Origin of the sequence: Paenimyroides aestuarii (genome assembly GCF_024628805.1) — a bacterium.
Classification (GTDB): Bacteria; Bacteroidota; Bacteroidia; order Flavobacteriales; family Flavobacteriaceae; genus Flavobacterium; species Flavobacterium aestuarii_A.
In genome coordinates this window covers 1,897,833-1,921,278 of sequence record NZ_CP102382.1, presented here as the reverse complement: position 1 = coordinate 1,921,278, position 23,446 = coordinate 1,897,833, and the positions used below count along the sequence as shown (strand labels likewise).

General features: G+C 36.6%; 11 protein-coding genes, 5 tRNA genes, 3 rRNA genes and 1 pseudogene. 10 read left to right on the top strand and 10 right to left on the bottom strand.

Annotated features, from left to right (window positions below):
* Positions 1-96: 96 nt before the first annotated feature.
* Complete coding sequence (locus NPX36_RS09250; RefSeq protein WP_257498442.1) at positions 97-621, top strand: hypothetical protein; 525 nt, start codon at positions 97-99, stop codon at positions 619-621.
* Positions 622-676: 55 nt separating this feature from the next.
* Here NPX36_RS09250 and NPX36_RS09245 read toward each other — a convergent pair whose 3' ends face one another.
* Together NPX36_RS09245 and NPX36_RS09240 are read right to left on the bottom strand one after the other, a co-directional pair.
* Positions 677-1,081: a hypothetical protein gene (locus NPX36_RS09245; protein WP_257498441.1), complete on the bottom strand. Its 405-nt coding sequence runs from the start codon at positions 1,079-1,081 to the stop codon at positions 677-679.
* 39 nt (positions 1,082-1,120) lie between these two features.
* Entirely contained in the window at positions 1,121-1,945 is an 825-nt protein-coding gene (locus NPX36_RS09240; protein WP_257498440.1) for an IS5 family transposase, read from the bottom strand.
* Positions 1,946-2,107: 162 nt separating this feature from the next.
* Between NPX36_RS09240 and NPX36_RS09235 the strand changes: the two genes are divergently transcribed.
* From NPX36_RS09235 to NPX36_RS09210, 6 genes are all read left to right on the top strand, one after another.
* Complete coding sequence (locus NPX36_RS09235; RefSeq protein ID WP_257498439.1) at positions 2,108-8,797, top strand: alpha-2-macroglobulin family protein; 6,690 nt, start codon at positions 2,108-2,110, stop codon at positions 8,795-8,797.
* A gap of 27 nt (positions 8,798-8,824) precedes the next feature.
* Positions 8,825-9,427 carry a hypothetical protein gene (locus NPX36_RS09230; protein WP_257498438.1) on the top strand — a complete coding sequence of 201 codons (603 nt, stop codon included), beginning with the start codon at positions 8,825-8,827 and terminating at the stop codon, positions 9,425-9,427.
* A 79-nt stretch (positions 9,428-9,506) separates the two neighbouring features.
* Positions 9,507-10,559, top strand: coding sequence for a chorismate-binding protein (locus NPX36_RS09225; protein WP_257498437.1), 1,053 nt, complete (start codon positions 9,507-9,509; stop codon positions 10,557-10,559).
* Between the two features lie 33 nt (positions 10,560-10,592).
* Positions 10,593-11,309, top strand: a complete 717-nt coding sequence (gene bshB1, locus NPX36_RS09220; protein ID WP_257498436.1) for a bacillithiol biosynthesis deacetylase BshB1 — start codon at positions 10,593-10,595, stop codon at positions 11,307-11,309.
* A 65-nt stretch (positions 11,310-11,374) separates the two neighbouring features.
* A tRNA-His gene (locus tag NPX36_RS09215) sits at positions 11,375-11,450 on the top strand.
* Positions 11,451-11,489: 39 nt separating this feature from the next.
* Positions 11,490-11,565, top strand: a tRNA-His gene (locus tag NPX36_RS09210).
* Between the two features lie 123 nt (positions 11,566-11,688).
* Here the strand turns inward: NPX36_RS09210 and NPX36_RS09205 are convergent.
* The 7 genes and pseudogenes from NPX36_RS09205 to NPX36_RS09170 form a co-directional block, all read right to left on the bottom strand.
* Positions 11,689-12,995 (bottom strand): annotated as a pseudogene (locus NPX36_RS09205) (ISAon1 family transposase).
* A 302-nt stretch (positions 12,996-13,297) separates the two neighbouring features.
* Positions 13,298-13,409 (bottom strand): 5S ribosomal RNA (rrf, locus tag NPX36_RS09195).
* Between the two features lie 200 nt (positions 13,410-13,609).
* Positions 13,610-16,477, bottom strand: a 23S ribosomal RNA gene (locus NPX36_RS09190).
* Between the two features lie 215 nt (positions 16,478-16,692).
* Positions 16,693-16,766: transfer RNA gene (locus NPX36_RS09185), tRNA-Tyr, on the bottom strand.
* A 3-nt stretch (positions 16,767-16,769) separates the two neighbouring features.
* Positions 16,770-16,846: transfer RNA gene (locus NPX36_RS09180), tRNA-Ala, on the bottom strand.
* Positions 16,847-16,934: 88 nt separating this feature from the next.
* A tRNA-Ile gene (locus tag NPX36_RS09175) sits at positions 16,935-17,008 on the bottom strand.
* A 70-nt stretch (positions 17,009-17,078) separates the two neighbouring features.
* Positions 17,079-18,596: ribosomal RNA gene (locus NPX36_RS09170) — 16S ribosomal RNA — on the bottom strand.
* The 16S, 23S and 5S rRNA genes sit together here with 3 tRNA genes alongside, the layout of an rRNA operon.
* A 447-nt stretch (positions 18,597-19,043) precedes the next feature.
* Between NPX36_RS09170 and NPX36_RS09165 the strand changes: the two genes are divergently transcribed.
* Together NPX36_RS09165 and NPX36_RS09160 are read left to right on the top strand one after the other, a co-directional pair.
* Positions 19,044-19,925, top strand: coding sequence for an SDR family oxidoreductase (locus NPX36_RS09165; RefSeq protein WP_257498435.1), 882 nt, complete (start codon positions 19,044-19,046; stop codon positions 19,923-19,925).
* A 63-nt stretch (positions 19,926-19,988) separates the two neighbouring features.
* On the top strand, positions 19,989-21,374 hold the full coding sequence (locus NPX36_RS09160; RefSeq protein ID WP_257498434.1) for an ATP-dependent nuclease: 1,386 nt from the start codon (positions 19,989-19,991) through the stop codon (positions 21,372-21,374).
* Positions 21,375-21,527: 153 nt separating this feature from the next.
* On the opposite strand, the gene NPX36_RS09155 is transcribed toward NPX36_RS09160, so the two are convergent.
* Positions 21,528-22,442, bottom strand: a complete 915-nt coding sequence (locus tag NPX36_RS09155; RefSeq protein ID WP_257498433.1) for a phosphatase PAP2 family protein — start codon at positions 22,440-22,442, stop codon at positions 21,528-21,530.
* A 232-nt stretch (positions 22,443-22,674) separates the two neighbouring features.
* On the opposite strand from NPX36_RS09155, the gene NPX36_RS09150 reads away from it, so the two are divergent.
* Complete coding sequence (locus NPX36_RS09150; RefSeq protein WP_257498432.1) at positions 22,675-23,445, top strand: ParA family protein; 771 nt, start codon at positions 22,675-22,677, stop codon at positions 23,443-23,445.
* Position 23,446: the final 1 nt, after the last annotated feature.

Below are 23,446 nucleotides of genomic sequence, written 5' to 3'. Positions count from 1 at the left end.
AAAATAATTTGTATAGGTTTTTTTGAATGGTTTATGCTTTGAAATTTGTATCTTGCAAAGATAGTGAATCAAGCTACCTTGCGATAAAATTTTATTATGAAATACAGCAAATTAATTTTTATTACATGCGTTTTGGGTATGGTATCGTGCAAAACTGCTAAGAAAAAAAACATCGATACCGCTACGACCAACGAAAAACCCGAATTGATTAAAAAGGAAAAAGAAGCCATTTTTTATACCGAACAAATAAGAAATGATTTTAGAGCAGTGAGTGCAAGCACCCAACAAAAGTTCTTGGAAATGTATGACGCTACTGCAAAAGAATATTCTATTTTGTTCTTTACACAAGGATTTACAGGCGAAGAAATGGTGGTAAAAAACAACAATAGTACGTTGTATAAAGGAATGGTTTTCACCGAAAAAAGTACTGGTTTAGCAAAAAACATGCGCATTGTGAATACCGAAATTACCAGTATTTACGACAAAGCAACTCAGAAAACCATTTATATAAATACCGATAAAGCAACAAAACACAAGTTTATTTATGTGATGAAAGGCGATATAAACACCGAAAAACCTTATAAAATTACATTTAGCAATAAATTGCGTCCGGAAAAATAAATAACTAATTAGTTTATTAACTGAAAAGGCATCGAGAAATTCGATGCCTTTCTTACTATTTTAAAAGTTCTTTAAAACTTGTTTGTCCACTATTTAATTCAGTAGATGATAAAGTCATTATCTTATATTTTTCTGTATCACTAACTAATGAATCTTTAAAATTAACTTTCTGTAAAAGAACTCTCATTTCATAAGCACTACTTTTAAAATTGAAGTTAGGATTTTGAATAAAAATACTGTCTAAGTTAAGATTTATCTTACTTTCGTTTCTGAATTCTATAGAAACTTCCTTTTTTTCAATTTCTTTTTTTGATGTATTTAATACATCAAAAGCTAAAATAACGTAATCCTTATCTGTGAGCTCAATATTATTTGTTGCTTGATTGTATTTTAAAATACTATCATCTTTCTTACAGCTTAATAGTAAGCTTAGAAAAATAAACAAAAAAAAATTCTTCATATTTTATTTTATGTTTTAAAAATTAAATTTAGAAGTGATTTAAACTTTTATTTTATTAAATTTTCTTAGAGCAATTACGATGAATGCTAAATAATTAAAGCCTAGCCAACTTGTAACTGTTGTGTCGAATCTATTTAATATGGATCTAAAACTATCCATCCAAGCATTTGTTCTTTCTATTTTATATCTCTCATTATAAAGTTCTTGGTCAAAATATTCATCTCTATCTGTATCGCCATTTCTTTTATTGAAACAAATATTTGCATGTATTTCTTTTTTCTCACAACACAACCTAAATTCTTTAGAATCAAAGCCCGCATCAGCATTTAAAAAAAGTCCTTCAACTGGAATTTTTGCTTGCTCTAAAGTTCCCGTTATCACTTCAAACTGAACTTCTATGTTAAAAAGATCGTTATGGTTACCAGCTACAGGTTCTGAAATGGCTAATGGAATTCCTTGTTTATCACTTAAATACAATGAGTTAGTGGTTTTACGTTTCTTTCTACCTTGATATTCTACTTCTTCACCACCCCTAATTGCAGAGGTATGACTACCATCAAAATCTACATTCGAAAGGTCTAATTTTGATTTGTTTTTTTCTAAAATGCTTGTCCAGATTTTTTTTAAAATATCTGCCTTACACCATTTTCGATAATGATAATAAACCGATTCCCAACTTAATACATTTTCTTCAAATAATGCCTTAACTGGAAGTTGATGCCATTGAACTCCTGTTTTAAGTTTGTAAAGTACAGCATTTACTATTTCTTCCAAAGGAACTGTTGCCTGAAAACCTCGTTTTGCTAATGGCAAATAAGGTACTATTTCTTTTTTTATTATATCTTTGTTCAGTACACTGTACATAAGGGTTGATTTTGAAATGAATATGTTTTGCAACACAAATTTCGTCAACCCTTTATTATTTACAAAATAAGTTTAAATCACTTCTTATAATACATAAAAGAATTGTACAAATATTTTGACAAAAAAACGTATTTTAACAGCCTATTTTTATACAACACATTTATGAAATATTTTTTCACACTTCTGTCTTTTTTGTTCAGCACGTTTTTGTTTGCACAAGATTTTTCTAAAGATTGGCAAAAAGTTTATGAATTAGAGAAAAAAGGAAGTTACAAAACTGCCTATGAAGCGGTTCAGCATCTTTACAAAAAAGCGCATCGCAAAAAAAACGAAGCCGAAAAAACAAAAGCGTTTATTTATACTTTAAAGTTTAAAACCCAACTTGCAGAGGTTTCCACTCAAGATATTTTAAACGACATTACCGTAGAAATGAACACCAGCAAGGGTATTTATAAAGAAATAAATCGCTGGTATTATATTAAGACAATTGCTAATGAACTTAATAGTTCCTACAACTATTATCTAAATTCACACATAAAAAACACCACCGAAATACTTCCTGATGACATTGAAAAATGGTCTGCAGAACATTATAAACAAGTGTTGAACGAACAAATTGACTTATTGTTTCAAAATGAAAAATTGTTGAAAGAAACCAAGGTGCATCAAATAAAACCTTTGATTGATTATGATTTTATCGATGCCAATTTAAACCAAACTGTTTTTGAGTTTTTTGCGCTAAATTTTATAACGGAATATGAAACTGCTTATTATAATTTGCGTTTTGATGATGTAATGAAAATCAGTGATTTCTCGGATCAATTTAAATCAGCGAAAATCATTATAGAACCATCGAGTGATATTCGCGAATTATTTTCTAAAAAAAGCATCGAACTTTTTCAACAATTAGAAGATTTCTACACCAAAACAAACGACGATTTTAATTTAGATAAAGTTAAATTTCTACGATTTACAAAGAATGCACAATACATTGAAAGCTTTGATCAAATGAATGATTTGGGTAAAAACCTGAAAACCGAATTCTATAAAAATCGATTCAAATTAGAACAAGCAACATTTTTTGTACGCAGAGCGAATAAAAACGACCATAAAGATTATTATGAAAAAGCATTACAGTTAACAAACGAAATTAGAAAACAAACAACCAAAAACGACGTTTTAGATAAAGCGGTTGCTTTAGAAAACACCGTAAAACAAACGGCTTTTACTATTTCGTTGCTTAATGAGGTGTATGAAAACGAACCGGTAAAGTATCTCATAAATTATAAAAATCTGCCAAAGCTACACCTTGCTTATTACGATATTAAAAAATTTCCCAAACAAATAAACGATAGCATTTATAAGGTTATTACTACCACGCATCAACCTGTGGCAACAATGACTATTGATTTGCCAGAAGGTGTACAATATTTTAGTACATCAACCGAAATTTTAGGTAAACAACTTCCGTTAGGCAATTATTTATTGGTAGCTTATCAAAATGAAAACGATTTAACCATTCCTCAAAACGTGCAATACAACACGTTCAAAGTTTCCAACGTAATGGTTTTTAATAAAAGTATTAGCCAAGAAAGCTTATACGATAAAGATTATGGGCACATTTTGTTTTACTTTGTGCATCCTAAAACTGGTAAACCGTATCCAAACGCTGCAGTAACCATAAATGCACAACGTTTCACAACTAATGAAAACGGAACGGTTTTGTTTACAAAAACTGAAAATACCACGAGAGTTTTCCATGTTCAGGTTTTTCTTGCTAACGAAACCTATCAAACAACGGTTTATGAAGATTGGAATAAGCAATATGTTTCTCACTACACCAATCGAAGCCGTGAATATGTTGAAGCATTGTTTTATACCGATCGATCTATTTATCGCCCAGGGCAAGAGGTGCAATTCAAAGGGATTTTGTATCAAACCAAAGAAAGTGGTAACGAAGTGGTTAAAAACAAATCGGTTCAATTGATAATAAGTGATGACAATAGCGATGAGCTGGAAACCAGAACCGTTACCACAAACGATATGGGCTCGTTTAGCGGAACTTTTAGATTGCCTAAAAATATTTTGACTGGCGATTTTGAGATTGATATAGAAGAATTAGACGACTATTCAGGTACTGATGAAGAAAGTTTTTGGGACGATAATAATTTAAACAGTAAAAATTTATATTTCAAAGTAGAAGAATACAAACGCCCCACATTTGATGTGCAGGTTGATGAAATCAAGAAAAACATTTATTTTAATGAAGAAATAGAATTGGTTGGTCGGGCAAAAAGTTTGGCGGGTGGCTCGGTTGCCAATGCGCAAGTCATTGTATCAATTAATGCAGGTGGCTATGAGTACCGCGATTATTTTGTAAAGAAAGATACTATACAAACCGATGCTTCGGGTGCTTTTAATTACAAATTTGTTATTCCATCGCAATCGAAAACCGATACGATTAAAAAAGAACACATAAAATTTTCGGTAGATTATCATTTTGAAGTTACCGACAACGCAGGCGAAGTTCGCGGAAATCGTGGGAACTTTTTTGTAGCTAACTATGCAACACGCATTGCCGTTTACGGAAAAAATAATTTAGCGACCAACGAAAAAATTAATTTGAATGTAACTTCATTCACTCAAAACGGTGATGATGTATCGGTAAACGGAACCGTTAAAATCTTTAAAACCTTACCTCCAAATCGTTTTTATATGCAGCGTTCGTGGCAAGTACCCGAAATGAATTCCATAGATGAAGAAACATTTCGTGCACTATTCCCTTATGAAGCCTATAATGAAGCAGATCAAAAATTTACCAACGAAGAATTGGTTTATGAAGGAAATTACACCACACAAAAAGATAAAAAATTCATCCACGATATCACGAATTGGCAAACAGGCTCCTATAAAGTTGTTTTTGAAATCATTGATGAAAAATCGAAGTTGCCTTTAACCACTTCCACTACTATCGAAATAATAAATGCCAACGAAAAATTAGCATCCAACGAAGCTTTTAAGGTAACAACACATCAAACATCATCGGCTAAAGAGCTAGTTTTGCAAGTACACACGGCTTATGAACATACCACGCTTTATTTAGAAATTCTTGATACCGATGCAAAGCTAAAAACCAAAGTATTCCCGATTGCAAAAGGCACACAAATACTGAAAATTCCGTTGGCAAATAGTAACGAAAACACTAAGATAGCTTATCAATGGTATTTTGCAAAAGAGCATTTAATGTTTAATGGTGAAGAAAGTTATCTCCTTCCGCAACAACAAAAAACTTCCGAAAATTTTGTTGCTCAATGGGAAGTTTGGAACAACAAGTTAATTCCTGGTAGTGAATATCAGTGGAAATTAAAATTACTTTCTGAACAAAGCAAAAAACCACTACAAGGCGAGTTTTTAGCCAGTATGTATGATGCTTCTTTGGATATGTTGCACAATAGAAATTGGGACACATATGTGGAGCTTTTTGAAAAATCAATTTCTGTAGATTTTGGTAAAATCAACACAAAACGGTTGGTTACGAACAATTTTTATGGCTTGCAAACCAATTTTTATTACACGCAATCTTTCTATAATAACCAATTCAATTATTTTGGCTACAGCTTTAGCGATTGGATGGATACGAACTATTTAGAAGAGTTGCCTACTGATTATTTTAACGAAAAAAGCAGTTATTATCAAATCGAAGTGCGCCATGCAGTTACCCAGCAAACCATAAGCAATGCCCTTATTTACAATATAATAAACGCCAACGAATTCCATACCAACGCGGAAGGTTTTGGAAGAGTGTGGGGCGAAAAATCCCAACCAATAGCCATTACTGCCTTAGGTTTTAAACAAGCACGACTACAACTAAAAGAGCATTTTACAGTTGTTTATTTGGAACCAACCAACGAACCAATTACACAAGCGGTGATCGATGATTTTTCAAACCAAATCTATCAATTATACCGTTTAAACCGAATTTATAGCCATTTGAAAGTTGATGATTCCTATTCAAAAGAAAAAGAAATTAAATTTGTGGAAGAAGTATTAAAAAATCTTCCAGGAGTTTATTCTAATAATGAACTTTCAATAAATGTTTCTTTAGAAGAAAGTATTGATGGTGACTTTAAAGATTCGGGTAGTTTAATTGGTGGTGCTTTAAAAAGTAATAAGGGTTCAGGAAGTGGTGAAAGATTTACTGTCACATCAAAAACAATTGAAGGTCGTCCAAATGCTAGTTTCATACAAACATTGCAAGGACAAGTCCCCGGTTTAAATATTTCTACTGGTACAGGACAACCAGGAGCAACAGATAAAGTAACATTACGCGGCATTGGCTCTATTAATGATAATTCCAATAAGCCTTTGGTTATTTTAGACGGCGTTCCTGTAAGTACTGAGCAATTAAGTTTAATGCAAAGCGATATTTATGATGTAACTGTTCTAAAAGATGCGGGAGCAACGGCTATTTACGGCAATCGGGGTGCAAACGGTGTAATTATCATTACCACCAAAAAAGCACAAGAAGCCGCAGCTCACTTAGAAGTTCCACTACGAAAAAATTTAAGCGAAACGGCCTTTTTCTATCCTCATTTAAAAACCGATAAAAACGGCAGTGTGGAGATTACTTTCAAAGCCCCAGAAGCTTTAACCGAATGGAAATTTAGAGGTGTAGCACACAACAATAAAGCAGAAACAATTTATACAGAACTGCTTACCCGCACTCAAAAAGATGTAATGATACAACCCAATATGCCTCGTTTTGTACGTGAAACCGATGTGGTTGTTCTAAAAGCTCGTGTAAGCAACACCACCAGTTTGCCCTTACAAGCAACCGCTTATTTGCGTTTGTTCAACACCATTACGGGGGAAGATTTAACAGATAAAATCATTAAAACCGATCAGTTGGTTCCCACAACCATCAACGGACTAAGTGCCAATACGGTAAGTTGGTCGGTTGAAATTCCTAAAGAAATAGAAGGTTTGCAATACCGTATATCTGTAAAAGCGGGAAGTTTTACCGATGGGGAAGAAAGCGTTATTCCGGTATTAAGCAACCGTACATTGATTACCGAAACTGCACCTATTTGGCAACTGGGCATGCAAAATAAAGATTATAAACTATATAATTTGCTAGGAAATGATTCAAAGACCTTAAAAAATCATCAATTTGTTGTGGAAGTTTCGCATAATGCTACTTGGTTAGCTATGCAGTCATTGCCTTATTTGTTTGATTATCAACACAATTGCAACGAGCAAATTTTTTCGAAATACTTTGCAGATGTTTTAGCCACAAAAGTTTTAAACGAAAACGAATCGATGGTTCAATTGATTGCGGAATGGAGGAAAAATCCTAAATCAAAATTGGAAGAAAATGAAGATTTGAAAAACGTATTGCTTCAAGAAACTCCGTGGATGAAAGATTTAATTTCAAACGAAGAGAAAAAAGCACAATGGGCAGCCTATTTTGATAGTAATCGATTGGAAAAAGAAGCCACCGAAATTGTAAGAATCTTAGGCGAGCGTCAAAATCCTTCGGGTGGTTTTGGATGGTTTTCGGGTGGATCTGAAAATGATTATATCACCCAGCACATCTTAGTTACAACAGCACAATTAGATAAATTGGGTGTAAAACATTTCCTTGCAACTGATGTGAAAAATATCGTGAACAAAGCCCACCGATTCATCGATGTGAAAATGCAAGATCAACTTAAAAAACAGAAAGAATTTTCAAACCAAACTGCAATTGATTATGCTTTTGTGAAAAGTTATTATACAAAAGATTTCGCAATTCCTTCCGATGTATCCAAACAATTAGATCAAAACCTTAACAATCTAAAGAAAAATTGGGTGCATGAATCGCTTCAAAACAAAGCAAAAATAGCCTTAATTGCGCACAGAAAAGGCGATACAAATTGGGCTAAAGAAATTTTAAATCAACTGAACGAAAGTGCGGTGATCGATGAAACCTATGGCATGTATTGGAAAGAAAACAGCAGTCAAAATTATTACTATTACAACGCAGCCGAAGTTCAGGCACTAATCATTGAGGCTTTTAAAGAGATTGAACAAAACGAAACAACTATTCAAAAGTTAAATGCGTGGTTGCTCAGTCAAAAATTAAACAAAGATTGGGGCACCACCAAAGCAACCACAGCTGCCATTTATGCCTTGTTGTTATCAAATTCAAGTGAAGTAGCAAAAACAGACAAAGCAATTATCACTTTAGGAAATCAAACCATAAAAACCAACGAAACCGCTGCAAATCAGTCGGATGATTTGTTGGGCTACCAAAATTATCAATGGAAATCCGAAGAAATAACGAATGATTTTGGAGCTGTATCCATCAAAAACAAAAGCGAAAAACCAGTTTTTGGAGGCATCTATTGGCAATATTTTGAAGATTTGAGTGCCGTAAAAGAAGCAAACAATGGAATTTTAAAAATTTCTAGAAAATTTTATATAGAAAATTCGGACAACAAATTACAGGAAATTTCAAACGAAACCAAACTGCATTTAGGCCAAAAAGTAATTATTCGATTAGAAATTGCTGCCGAAAAAGACATGGAATTTGTACACATTAAAGATGTACGCGCAGCAACTTTTGAACCGATTGATGTGCTGTCTGGCTACAAATATGAAAACAATTTGCGCTTTTATCAATCCACACGCGATGCTGCCACGCATTTCTTTATTGATTATTTAAGAAAAGGCAAATATGTGGTTGATTATGAAGTGCGATTGAACAACGAAGGAAATTTTACCAGCGGTATTTCAACTATTCAAAGCATGTATGCACCCGAACACACAGCTCACACAGCAGGGCAAACTATAAAAGTTGATGAAATGTAGCGCATGTAAAGCCAAGATTAACTATCTTTGAAACATTATTCTAAAAATACATTTGAACATTATTTAATGACAATAACAGGTACTATTAACCAGGTTTCACCTAGGTTTTACTATAAAGAAGGTAAAAAAATCAACTATTATGAATTATTGGTTTCCTATAATTTTTATAATGGTGTGAACGAAATTTTATTGCTTGCAAAAGATTTTGACAAACGCGATTTAATTAATAAAGAACAGTTGTTTGTTTTTGAATTTGACATAGCAAGCAAATACGTGAACGAAAAATTAATGACCGATTTTTACTTGCAATCGTATAAAAAAGTAAATAACCAAACCGAAAACCCTTTAATTGTGATTCGTACCTATTTTGAAAAATCGGGATTCGAAGTTCTAAAAAAGCAAGAAGTTAAAAAACGCGTAAAAGTGTTTGGTAAGTTCACATCCATCCACAGAAATCAGCCGCCTTTGTTTTGCTATTTTTGGGAAGACAATCATTTTTTGGTAGATATAAACAAAGTATCTAAAATACAATTAAATTGCCGCAGCTTACCCTACAAAGACAAATTCATAAGCAATGTAGAAGTTTGGCGCACCATGGAAAACGATAATTTCATAGGAAGTATTTTATAACGAAAGCCAGCTAATAAGCTGGTTTTTTGTTGATAACTCCAATTGCATCTGTATCAATCAATAAAAACCTATATGTAATATGAATAATTTGTTTCAAAAAGCACTTGCCGCAAGTACCCCTTTTGTACTTTACCGAAAACCAAATAATTCACAGATAGTTGGCTGGTTTCAAAAAAACAAAATGCTCCATACAACAACCAAACTCACAAAAAGCTGTTTTGTATTTGCACCTTTTCATGAAAATGAAAAAATAGTTTTTTATCCAGAAGATTGCGATATCACTCATGAATTTATCGATTTTTCTGTGGAATTTTCACAAGATATCCCTGCCCAAACCAATAGCTTTGAAAGAGAAAAACATCTACTTTTGGTAAATAAAGGCATTCAAGCTATTCACGATGGCTTAATGGAAAAAGTGGTTCTTTCGCGAAAAGAAACCGTTACAATTGAACAAGATAAATATCCGATTTATTTTCAAAGACTTATAAAAAAATATCCCACAGCTTTTGTATATTGGTTTTACCACCCCAATGTGGGCATGTGGATGGGAGCAACACCCGAGCAATTAGTAAAAATAAACAACAATGTAGTACAAACAGTTTCGCTGGCAGGTACTATTAACCAGCCAAATGCGGATTTAAAAAACATTATTTGGGGGGAAAAAGAACAAAACGAACAGCAAGTTGTCACCGATTTTATAATGAATGCTTTAAAACCGTTAAGTAATGACTTACAGGCAACCAAACCCTACTCTTACCAAGCTGGTTCATTAGTGCATATCAAAACCGATATCGCAGCGGTTTTGAAAAACACTCAAGATGCGTATAAAGCAATAGAAGCATTGCATCCAACTCCAGCATTGTGCGGGTTTCCTAAACAAGAAGCACAAAAATTTATCATCGAAAACGAAGGTTATAACCGAGAATTCTATGGTGGATATTTAGGTGAATGGAAATTTAATAATCTAGATTATTCCACAAAAAGCGATCTCTTTGTAAATTTGCGATGCATGAAACTAGATAAAAACCAAGCATATTTATTTTTGGGTGGCGGTATCAACAAAGACAGCATACCCGAGAACGAGTATGAAGAAACAGTAAATAAAAGCAAAACCATAAAAAGTGTTTTGTAGATAAGGTTTTATAATTTTACAGAAAGAAAAAGAATGAAATTAGATATATTGGCTTTTGGTGCACATCCTGACGATGTGGAATTGGGTTGCGGCGGAACCATTGCAAAAGAAGTATCCTTAGGAAAAAAAGTAGGTATTATTGATCTAACCCAAGGGGAATTAGGAACGCGCGGTTCGGCAGCAATCAGAGCAGAAGAAGCGGCAAAAGCATCAACTATTTTAGGAGTAGCATTTCGCGAAAATCTAAAGTTTAGAGATGGTTTTTTTGTAAACGATGAGGCACATCAATTAGAAATCATAAAAAAAATACGTCAATACCAACCCGAAATTGTTATTTGCAATGCAATTGATGACCGCCATATTGACCACGGAAAAGGAAGTAAATTGGTTTCAGATGCCTGTTTTTTATCGGGATTAAGACGCATTGAAACTTCATTGAACGGAGTTATTCAAACCGAATGGCGACCAAAATTGGTGTATCACTACATACAATGGAAAAATATTGAACCAAATTTTGTAGTAGATATTTCCCAATTTATGCAACACAAAATAGATGCAGTAATGGCATATAGTACGCAGTTTTATGATCCCGATTCTAAAGAACCGCTTTCGCCTATTGCTACAAAAAACTTTACAGAAAGCATCGAATACCGCGCAAAAGACTTAGGAAGATTGGTTTTTGTTGATTATGCAGAAGGTTTTACAGTAGAGAGATATGTGGCTGTCAACGCCTTAACAGATTTGAAATAAAAAAACAAAAAAAATGTTTGCGAAGCATTGAAATATCTGTATATTTGCAGTCGTAAAATAAACACGGTGATTGTAGCTCAGTTGGTTAGAGCGTTGGATTGTGGTTCCAAAGGTCGCGGGTTCGAGACCCGTCTTTCACCCAAAAGTTCAGAGTTGACTTTTAAAATAAAACTCCTACACGGTGATTGTAGCTCAGTTGGTTAGAGCGTTGGATTGTGGTTCCAAAGGTCGCGGGTTCGAGACCCGTCTTTCACCCTTAACGAGACATTTTTGAAATGGCTCGTTTTTTTATTTCTTAGATTCAACTAAAAAATGCAACTGCATAAAATGTTCCCCCTGTTGGTGAAAAAATACCGTATCAAGTTCAAAACCTGGGGGATTAGGCAAATAATCTAGTCAATCGATACAGAAAGAATTCTGTATTTCTAACCCCTCTGAAGTGGTTTCTAAAGTTTTTTATTTTGGCATTGAAAGATTCAGCCCAAGCACTAGTACTTCTTTTATCAAAGTAATTCAAAATCCCATGGTAGTTTATCGTTATTGTGTTTACAACGATATTAAAACTTTTAAACCCTGATTTTTAACATCATCATACCAATGCGCGAGCTTTGTTATAGCGACATTCTTATCGTTATTATTGTTGTAAATACTGCGAAGCTGTTGATTTAAACCGTAAGCTTTTTTAATATCTGGATATAGCTCAAAAAGTAAAGATGTGCTCTCTTGTTGTAATCTTGTCCATTTGCTTTTGCACTTATACAACAAGTATCGACTTCTTGCTAATAACTGCTTTTTCGTATCTCCATTGCTCAATATTTCAGGAATGAATTTGTATAGGTTTTCTTTTGCCTTTTTTAATTGGATGTTTTCATTATCCATTTCAGTCCAACGGTGAGTGATGCGTAGCTCCTGAAATGCCTCCAATGCTAATTTCTGCACATGAAACCTATCAATTACCTGAGTTGCATTTGAAAAACATTTTTTAGCAATAAGTTTCATAGAATTAGCCATGTCCAAGGTGATTTCCGTTACGGTTTTTCTTAGTTTTTCGTCAATTTTTCGAATGTGTTCTATAACGGTTTCGACTTTAGTTCCGGCAGTTAAAGCCACAATACTTCCTTTTTTGCCTTTTGCTTTTTTACTGGTTAGCACAGTGTATAATTCGCCATTGGTAAGAGCAACTTCGTCTAAGGAAAGAGATGAAGAGATATTTTCTGGAAATATCAGACACTCTTTTGCATGTGGTTTTTCGTTCCATTGCTTAAAATCGCTGAGTTTATTTTTGTATTGACGAAGAAGTTTTTTGCCACTAACGCCAAAGAATCCACCAATAGTGGTACAGTTGGTTGCTTTAGTATCGATTAATTTCTTTAAAAAAAAAGCAAAATCAGAAGTCAAACGAGTTCCTTTTGCCACTAAATTCCAATCTCGTTGAACAATATCTCCCGATACCTTATCAGTCCATCTGCGTCTCTTTACGGGAAGATATTCATGTTTCACACAAAGGGGGAAATCCTGAATGGTTATCTCATTTAAAAAACCTTTGGAAACCAATTCAAGATTATTGAATTCTTTGGGAATACCAGCTTTTTCTTCAAAATAAATATGAAGGGTTTCTTCTAATGTTTGTGTTCTGACTAATTCGAAATACTCGATTAGAAATTCTGGGAGAACTAATTTTAACAACTCTATATAACTACCCAACTTCTTTAATTTTGAATGCAAATATCTGTTTTATTCCATTTCCTCCCCCAACTTTTGAGATTGATCCTTGAAAAAGACAGGCTTTATTAAAAAAAGGCAGCGACCCGAGCTTGCGAATTGCGCCGCACCACCCGAGCGAAGCGAACGGTACGTAGTAAATAACAAAAGAAAGCCCGTCTTGAAAAAGACAGGCTTTATTAAAAAAAGGCGGCGGATCGACCGAAGGGACACGCCGCACCTATAAAAAAAGAAAGCCCGTCTTGAAAAAGACAGGCTTTACTAAAAAGAGGCGGCGACATACTCTCCCACATGAAGATGCAGTACCATCTGCGCTATCGGGCTTAACTTCTCTGTTCGGAATGGGAAGAGGTGAGCCCCGATGCTATAACCACCTTAAATCTCTGTTTAAGGTTTAAAGTTTCTTTTGTTTCAGGTTTTAACCTTGAACGCGTTAAACTTTCAACTTTAAACGCAGCTTTGCTGCAATATTGTTAACATATTTTCGATACTTTTATTTTTTTGTAGATATGCTAGTCTTAATACTTAATACTTTCGTCTTAATACTAATACTATTCTTTACAAAGCAACTTCCAGAGCACATAAGCATACGGGCTATTAGTACTACTCGACTATGACATTACTGCCTTTACATCTATAGCCTATCAACGTTGTCATCTCCAACGACCCTTTAAAGAAATCTCATCTTGTGGTGGGTTTCGCGCTTATATGCTTTCAGCGCTTATCCCTTCCCAACGTAGCTACTCAGCGATGCACCTGGCGGCACAACTGATACACCAGAGGTTGGTCCAATTCGGTCCTCTCGTACTAGAATCAGATCCACTCAAATTTCTAACGCCCACAGTAGATAGAGACCGAACTGTCTCACGACGTTCTGAACCCAGCTCGCGTGCCACTTTAATGGGCGAACAGCCCAACCCTTGGGACCTTCTCCAGCCCCAGGATGTGACGAGCCGACATCGAGGTGCCAAACCCCCCCGTCGATATGAGCTCTTGGGGGAGATCAGCCTGTTATCCCCGTACCTTTTATCCTTTGAGCGATGGCCCTTCCATGCGGAACCACCGGATCACTATGCTCTACTTTCGTACCTGATCGACTTGTAGGTCTCTCAGTCAAGCTCCCTTTTGCCATTGCACTCTACGCACGGTTACCAAGCGTGCTGAGGGAACCTTTAGAAGCCTCCGTTACTCTTTTGGAGGCGACCACCCCAGTCAAACTACCCACCAAGCAATGTCCCCCGAAACGCGGGGTTAGATCTCAGATAAGCAAAGGGTGGTATTTCAACAATGACTCCACAACGCCTAGCGACGCCGCTTCATAGTCTCCCACCTATCCTACACATCACTTATCCAAGAACAATACTAAGCTATAGTAAAGGTGCACAGGGTCTTTTCGTCCCACTGCGGGTAATCGGCATCTTCACCGATACTACAATTTCACCGAGCTCATGGCTGAGACAGTGTCCAGATCGTTACACCATTCGTGCAGGTCGGAACTTACCCGACAAGGAATTTCGCTACCTTAGGACCGTTATAGTTACGGCCGCCGTTTACTGGGGCTTCAATTCAATGCTTCTCCGAAGATAACATCTCCTCTTAACCTTCCAGCACCGGGCAGGTGTCAGGCCCTATACGTCATCTTACGATTTAGCAGAGCCCTGTGTTTTTGATAAACAGTCGCCTGGACCTTTTCACTGCGGCCACGCCTGAGCGTGGCGACCTTTCTCCCGAAGTTACAGGTCTATTTTGCCTAATTCCTTAGCCATGAATCTCTCGAGCACCTGAGGATACTCTCCTCGACCACCTGTGTCGGTTTGCGGTACGGGTTCTAATAATCTAGGTTAGAAGCTTTTCTTGACAGCCTTTAGGTAACACTATCTCTTGCCGAAGCTCCGAGTACTATCGCATTTCTCCATCTCTAACGCATTTTACTATTAAAGATATAGGTACGTGCTTTAACGAACTATTCCGTCAGTTCGCGGTACTTTCACCACTGCGTCACTCCATCACAATTATTACAAGTACGGGAATATTAACCCGTTGGCCATCGACGTCCCCCTTCGGGTGTGCCTTAGGTCCCGACTAACCCACAGCTGATTAGCATAGCTGTGGAAACCTTGGTCTTACGGTGTGCGGGTTTCTCGCCCGCATTATCGTTACTTATGCCTACATTTTCTTTTCTAAACAGTCCAGCAATTCTCACAAATCACCTTCTACCCAGTTTAGAATGCTCCCCTACCACTGTACCTTGTACAATCCATAGCTTCGGTAGTATGCTTATGCCCGATTATTATCCATGCTCGATCGCTCGACTAGTGAGCTGTTACGCACTCTTTAAATGAATGGCTGCTTCCAAGCCAACATCCTAGCTGTCGGGGCAATCAAACCGCGTTTTTTCAACTTAGCATACATTTGGGGACCTTAGCTGATGGTCTGGGTTCTTTCCCTCTCGGACATGGACCTTAGCACCCATGCCCTCACTGATGAAAATCATTTAATAGCATTCGGAGTTTGTCAGGAATTGGTAGGCGGTGAAGCCCCCGCATCCAATCAGTAGCTCTACCTCTATTAAACTTTTTCAGCGCTGCACCTAAATGCATTTCGGGGAGTACGAGCTATTTCCGAGTTTGATTGGCCTTTCCCCTACCCACAGGTCATCCGAAGACTTTTCAACGTCAACCGGTTCGGTCCTCCATTTGGTGTTACCCAAACTTCAACCTGCCCATGGGTAGATCACACGGTTTCGCGTCTACCATTACTGACTCATGCGCCCTATTCAGACTCGCTTTCGCTTCGGCTGCGTAACTTAATTACTTAACCTTGCCAGCAACGGTAACTCGTAGGCTCATTATGCAAAAGGCACGCCGTCACCCAACGAATGGGCTCCGACCGCTTGTAGGCGTATGGTTTCAGGTTCTTTTTCACTCCGTTATTCACGGTTCTTTTCACCTTTCCCTCACGGTACTGGTTCACTATCGGTCTCTCAGGAGTATTTAGCCTTGGCGGATGGTCCCGCCGGTTTCAATCAAGGTTTCACGTGCCCCGACCTACTCAGGATACCACTATCTATTACATCTCTTACCAATACGGGACTATCACCCTCTGCGGTTCATCTTTCCAAATGATTCTTATTCGATTTGCATAAAATTCTGTGGTCCTACAACCCCAAAATTGCCGTAACAACTTTGGTTTGGGCTTTTCCGCGTTCGCTCGCCACTACTTACGGAATCACTTTTGTTTTCTTCTCCTCCGCCTACTTAGATGTTTCAGTTCAGCGGGTTTGCTTCCTTATCAGGATACTAGATCTTCAATCTAGTGGGTTGCCCCATTCGGATATCTACGGATCGTCTCGTGTGTGCCAATCCCCGTAGCTTTTCGCAGCTTATCACGTCCTTCTTCGCCTCTGAGAGCCTAGGCATTCCCCATACGCCCTTATTTTGCTTATTGTGCTCTACTTTTTTAGTTCTATGTTGTAAGCTATAGGTTATAGGTTCGAAAACCTAAAACGTATTTCTTATAACGTACTACCAAAAAATGTGCTTTATATTATTTCTAATATCTTTTCTACTTTTTAAATGTATCTCAATATGTCAATGAACTTTTTGCTTCGCGCTTTACGCACTAGGCTTTTAGCTTTAAGCTTACAGCTTATTGCTTCTTGTGGAGAATAAGGGAGTCGAACCCTTGACCTTCCCGCCTATAGCGGGACGCTCCAGCCCCTTTTGGCTGAATCTCTTGTGGTGGAGAATAAGGGAGTCGAACCCTTGACCTCCTGCGTGCAAGGCAGGCGCTCTAGCCAGCTGAGCTAATCCCCCGTATCGTAGTTGTTAGTTAACAGTTTATAGTTAACAGTAACTGTACGGTTAGCTAACCTCTAGAATTTCCTTTGAATAAAATACTTTGTAGTCCCGGGCAGACTCGAACTGCCGACCCCTACATTATCAGTGTAGTACTCTAACCAGCTGAGCTACGAGACTCTGTATTTTTTATTCTGCTTTTTTTTTGAACCAACAGTTAAAGAGTAAAAGATGTTTAAACCATCTCTAGAAAGGAGGTGTTCCAGCCGCACCTTCCGGTACGGCTACCTTGTTACGACTTAGCCCTAGTTACCGGTTTTACCCTAGGCAGCTCCTTGCGGTCACCGACTTCAGGTACCCCCAGCTTCCATGGCTTGACGGGCGGTGTGTACAAGGCCCGGGAACGTATTCACCGGATCATGGCTGATATCCGATTACTAGCGATTCCAGCTTCACGGAGTCGAGTTGCAGACTCCGATCCGAACTGTGACCGGTTTTATAGATTCGCTCCTTGTCGCCAAGTGGCTGCTCTCTGTACCGGCCATTGTAGCACGTGTGTGGCCCAGGACGTAAGGGCCGTGATGATTTGACGTCATCCCCACCTTCCTCGCAGTTTACACTGGCAGTCTTGCTAGAGTTCCCGACATTACTCGCTGGCAACTAACAACAGGGGTTGCGCTCGTTATAGGACTTAACCTGACACCTCACGGCACGAGCTGACGACAACCATGCAGCACCTTGTAATTTGTCCGAAGAAATATCTGTTTCCAAATACGTCAAACTACATTTAAGCCCTGGTAAGGTTCCTCGCGTATCATCGAATTAAACCACATGCTCCACCGCTTGTGCGGGCCCCCGTCAATTCCTTTGAGTTTCAGGCTTGCGCCCGTACTCCCCAGGTGGGATACTTATCACTTTCGCTTAGCCACTCAAACCGAAGCTCGAACAGCTAGTATCCATCGTTTACGGCGTGGACTACCAGGGTATCTAATCCTGTTCGCTACCCACGCTTTCGTCCATCAGCGTCAATCATTTGTTAGTAACCTGCCTTCGCAATTGGTATTCCATGTAATATCTAAGCATTTCACCGCTACACTACATATTCTAGTTACTTCACAAATATTCAAGCCCTACAGTATCAATGGCATTTTTTTGGTTAAGCCAAAAACTTTCACCACTGACTTATAAAGCCGCCTACGGACCCTTTAAACCCAATGATTCCGGATAACGCTTGGATCCTCCGTATTACCGCGGCTGCTGGCACGGAGTTAGCCGATCCTTATTCTTACAGTACCGTCAAATTCCCACGCATGGAAGTGTTTCTTCCTGTACAAAAGCAGTTTACAATCCATAGGACCGTCATCCTGCACGCGGCATGGCTGGTTCAGGCTTGCGCCCATTGACCAATATTCCTCACTGCTGCCTCCCGTAGGAGTCTGGTCCGTGTCTCAGTACCAGTGTGGGGGATCTCCCTCTCAGGACCCCTACCCATCATCGTCTTGGTATGCCGTTACCACACCAACTAACTAATGGGACGCATGCTCATCTTATACCAATAAATCTTTATAATAATATTGATGCCAATGCTATTAACTATAAGGTATTAATCCAAATTTCTCTGGGCTATCCCTTAGTATAAGGTAGATTGCATACGCGTTACGCACCCGTGCGCCGGTCTCAAAACAGCAAGCTGCTTCTACCCCTCGACTTGCATGTGTTAGGCCTGCCGCTAGCGTTCATCCTGAGCCAGGATCAAACTCTTCATCGTATAATTTTTTATATTGTTGATGTGTCGTTTAAAACCTCTTGGTTGACCAAGAGCTTTTACTCTTTAATTCTCTGTTAATCCAATATGTCTATGAACTTATTCTTCTTATCTTCGCCTCTCTCTCAAAGCGGTTGCAAAAGTAAAACTTATTTTTTAATCAGCAAATTTATTTTTGCTTTTTTTGAAAAAGTTTTTTTTGTGGGCGATAACTTTCATTTCGTTATTGCGATTGCAAAGTACTTGAGATTTTATGAAACACGCAAATTATTTTCGTTGTTTTTTTAAGGTTAATTTTTAGTTAACTTAGCATAAACATGTTAACTCCATTTTTTAACATTTAAACACTTGTAATAAAATTTCGAGCGTTGAATATTTTGATTTTGACGAAAAAATACTATGCATGCATACTTTTTTTGTATATTTACCAAACCAACTAAATTATAATATATGGATTTTTCACAAAAAATGTTACGCGACGATGCGTTAAAAGGTAAAGTTATTATTGTAACAGGTGGTGGCAGCGGTTTGGGTAAAGCCATGACCACCTATTTTTTAGAGTTGGGTGCAAAAGTTGCCATTACTTCTCGCGATATTGAAAAACTACAAAATACGGCAAAAGAATTAGAAGAAAAAACAGGCGGAACATGTTTGCCAATAGCTTGCGATGTGCGTCATTACGATCAGGTAGAAAATATGTTGCAACAGGTTTTATCTGCGTTTGGAAAAGTGGATGTTTTGCTGAACAACGCTGCGGGTAACTTCATCTCTCCTACCGAACGTTTATCGGCAAATGCTTTTGATACTATTATCGACATTGTTTTAAAAGGAAGCAAAAACTGTACACTTGCTTTGGGAAAACATTGGATTGACAAAGGCGAAAAGAACAAAACCGTTTTAAATATTGTTACAACTTATGCTTGGACAGGTTCGGGCTATGTAGTACCAAGTGCAACTGCAAAAGCAGGGGTGTTGACAATGACACGCAGTTTGGCAGTGGAATGGGCTAAATACGGAATTCGCATGAATGCCATTGCTCCAGGACCTTTTCCTACCAAAGGTGCTTGGGATCGTTTATTGCCGGGTAATTTAAAAGATCAGTTTGATATTACTAAACAAGTGCCATTAAGACGCGTAGGTAATCATCAAGAATTGGCGAATTTAGCTGCTTACTTAGTTTCCGATTTTTCACAATACATCAACGGCGAAGTGGTAACAATTGACGGAGGTGAATGGTTGCAAGGTGCCGGCGAATTTAATATGCTGGAAAATATTCCAAAAGAATTGTGGGACATGCTGGAACAAATGATTAAAGCAAAAGGGAGTAAATAATAAAAAAATAGTTTATTTTTAGGTGCTAATCGAAATATTATATGTAAAAAAAGATAACATTTTATGTTCAAAAAAATTTCAATTTCTGGCTTAAGAGGCTTTTCTCAAAAAAGCGAGTTTATACTTAGTATTCCAAATGATAAATTGGGAAGTGGTCTAACAATATTAGTTGGTCCAAACAACTCCGGTAAATCAACTATTATTGAAGCCTTTAAAGCTTTAAATAGTATAAAAAGTTATAATAAACCAAGTTTTACTGAAGGTAAGAGAAATAAAATTGCTAATGATAGAGTTGAGATTATTCTGGAGAATGTTAATGCAAATAATATAATTTTAAAAACCTCAAGTCACGGAGGAAGTGAAATTGAAACAATCGAAAATGATCTAATTGCAAAAGATGTAAATATTTTTGTAATAAAATCACGGAGAACTTTTGAACCTTATTTTATAAAAAATAGTTGGTCTAGAAATGATTTTTTTCAAAATGATACTTTTGAAAGTCAGAGAAGCGCTAACTACAATAATTTCTCCTATAGACTTTTCAATATAAATAAAAGCCCGGACGAGTTTAATAAAGTTTTGTCAAAAGTATTAAACCCTTTACCTAATTGGACTATAGACCAATCAGATAATGGGAATTACTATATTAAATTTAATTATGATAACCATTATCATAGTAGTGAGGGGGCAGGAGAAGGCTTGTTAAGTATTTTTACAATAATTGATGCTTTATATGATTCGAAAGAAGGCGATATTATAGTAATTGATGAACCTGAACTTTCATTACATCCAAGTTTACAAAGAAAATTATCTGAGTTATTGCTAGAATATTCAGCTACCAGACAAATTGTTATCTCTACCCATTCACCATATTTCATAAGTTGGGAATCATTGATTAACGGAGGTTCCCTAGCAAGAGTTATTAGAAAAAATAAGGGTACTCAAATAAATCAAATAGAGTCAAATCAAATTGATTCCATAAGAAGTCTATTAGGAAACTTATTCAATCCACACACTCTTGGAACAGACGCTAAAGAGATATTTTTTCTAGAAGACAACTTAATTCTCGTTGAGGGTCAAGAAGATGTGATATATTTAAAAAAAATAATAGAATTACTAAACCTTAATATTTCAGCTAATTTTTTTGGCTGGGGTATTGGAGGAGCGGGTAATCTGGATAAAATTTTAGATTTATTAAAAAAACTAGGCTATGAAAAAATTAGCGTAATCTTAGATAAAAATATGGAAGTAGAAATTGAGAAAATTTCAAAAAAATATGAAGAATATCAATTTCAAGTAATCCCTACTAATGATATTAGAGACAAAGATGCTACAACTGAAAAACCAAAAGTAGAAGGATTAATTGATAAGTCTGGTAAAAACGTAAAAGAACAATATATTAAGGATATCAAAATAATATTTGAAAATGTAAATAATTATAATTCATAAATACTAAAGATCAACCTTTTTGAATAACATTGTTAATTGTAATGTAAATTAAATTATTCACAACGTTTGCCATACCGTAAGCATCTCTTCAAAAGATTAATAAATAATAAAAAAAATCCTACGGAATGACAACCTGAATCGGTAAATATTATCCTAAAAAGTCCCAATTAATCCAACTCCGTTACCTGAAAGAGAAAAATTCCAATTGATGTTTTTCTTTTTAAACTTTTCCCAAGGGTTTTCGTATTTGGTTTGATCAAATCGTTTAATAACCGTTTTGGTGCAAAAATAGGCTAAAATACCGCCAAAAGCTACATCGCTTAACCAATGCGCATTGGCATACATTCTGCTTGCCATAGTTACCGCTGCAGTTGTATAAAAAATTCCTTTTAACCATGTTTGATCCACTCTTTCGGCCAAAACTATCGCAGTTACAAAAGCAATTTGAGAATGTCCCGATGGAAACGAACTAAAACCCGGATCGTTTTTAAAAGGCCTAAAAGAATAGTTTCCTAAACCCTCTGTTGGCCTAGCTCTGCCCACAATTTTTTTCATTGCCGACTGCAATACACCCGATGTTGCATAAGCCGAAGTTAATATGGCAGCGGTTTCTTTTGTCCATTCATCATTAATAATCCAACCTGTTGCATAAAATCCACCGGCCACAATAACCGAAGCATAAGGCTTTCCGTTGTGGTATCCAAAATTGCCCAATTTGTTTGCAAAAGCACCTTGATCTCTGAACATAAATTCATTCATAGGTTTATCGGCCAAGCTTAAAAGCATTGTTCCTCCCAAAGCAACTCCCAAAGTGGCTAAATCGTTTTTCTGCCAGCGAATGGGTGATGACAACGTGTATAAAAAAGCATCTGAAATGCGGATAATATCTGGAGTTTTAGGGGCAATAGAATGTATGGAATCCGCAGAACTCGTTGCGATTTGCAGGGTATCGGTTAGCGGTGCTTCAAAATCAAATGTTTCAGCAGTTAATGAGTCGGTTTGTGAATAAGCGCATGTCCCGCCCACGAAAAATACAATAAAAAATAATCTTTTTAGATACATGTTCATTTTTAAAAGATGCAAATATATAAAGGAAACTATTTGAAACGAATCGGTATAGCTTATAAATGTTAAATTAACGTGAATAGATGATTTTTAGTATGTTATTATAAATTGAATATAAACACAATACGGGGCTATTAGCTAAATTCATCTTAAAAAGAAATCATAAAAGGAAAATAGCATTTTTTGTTAAGATAATTAATTGTATTTTTACACTTCAAATTTTGTAGAAAAAAAAATGGGTAAAATCATTGCTATAGCCAATCAAAAAGGTGGTGTTGGAAAAACCACTACCTCTGTTAATTTAGCAGCATCTTTGGGTGCGCTGGAAAAAAAAGTACTTCTTATTGATGCCGACCCGCAGGCAAATGCTACGTCTGGTTTAGGAATTGATGTAGAGTCGGTTGAAGCAGGAACTTATCAAATTTTAGAACACAGCGTTACGCCACAAGAAGCTGCTTTAGAATGTTCGGCACCAAATGTTGATTTAATTCCGGCTCATATCGATTTAGTAGCTATAGAAATTGAATTAGTTGACAAAGAAAACCGCGAGTACATGCTGAAACAAGCATTGGCTTCCATTAAAGATCAATATGATTATATTATTATAGACTGTGCACCATCGTTAGGGTTGCTCACTTTAAATGCATTAACAGCTGCCGATTCGGTGGTAATTCCTATTCAATGCGAATATTTTGCTTTAGAAGGATTGGGTAAATTGCTGAACACCATTAAAAGTGTTCAAAAAATTCACAACCCCAATTTAGATATCGAAGGTTTACTTTTAACGATGTATGATTCGCGTTTGCGTTTATCAAACCAAGTGGTTGACGAAGTGCAAAAACATTTCAACGATATGGTTTTTGAAACGGTAATTCAGCGCAACGTAAAATTAAGCGAAGCTCCTTCTTTTGGTGAAAGTATTATTAATTATGATGCTGCAAGCAAAGGCGCAAGCAACTATTTAAGCTTGGCACAAGAAATTATTCAAAAAAACAGCACTAACTAAT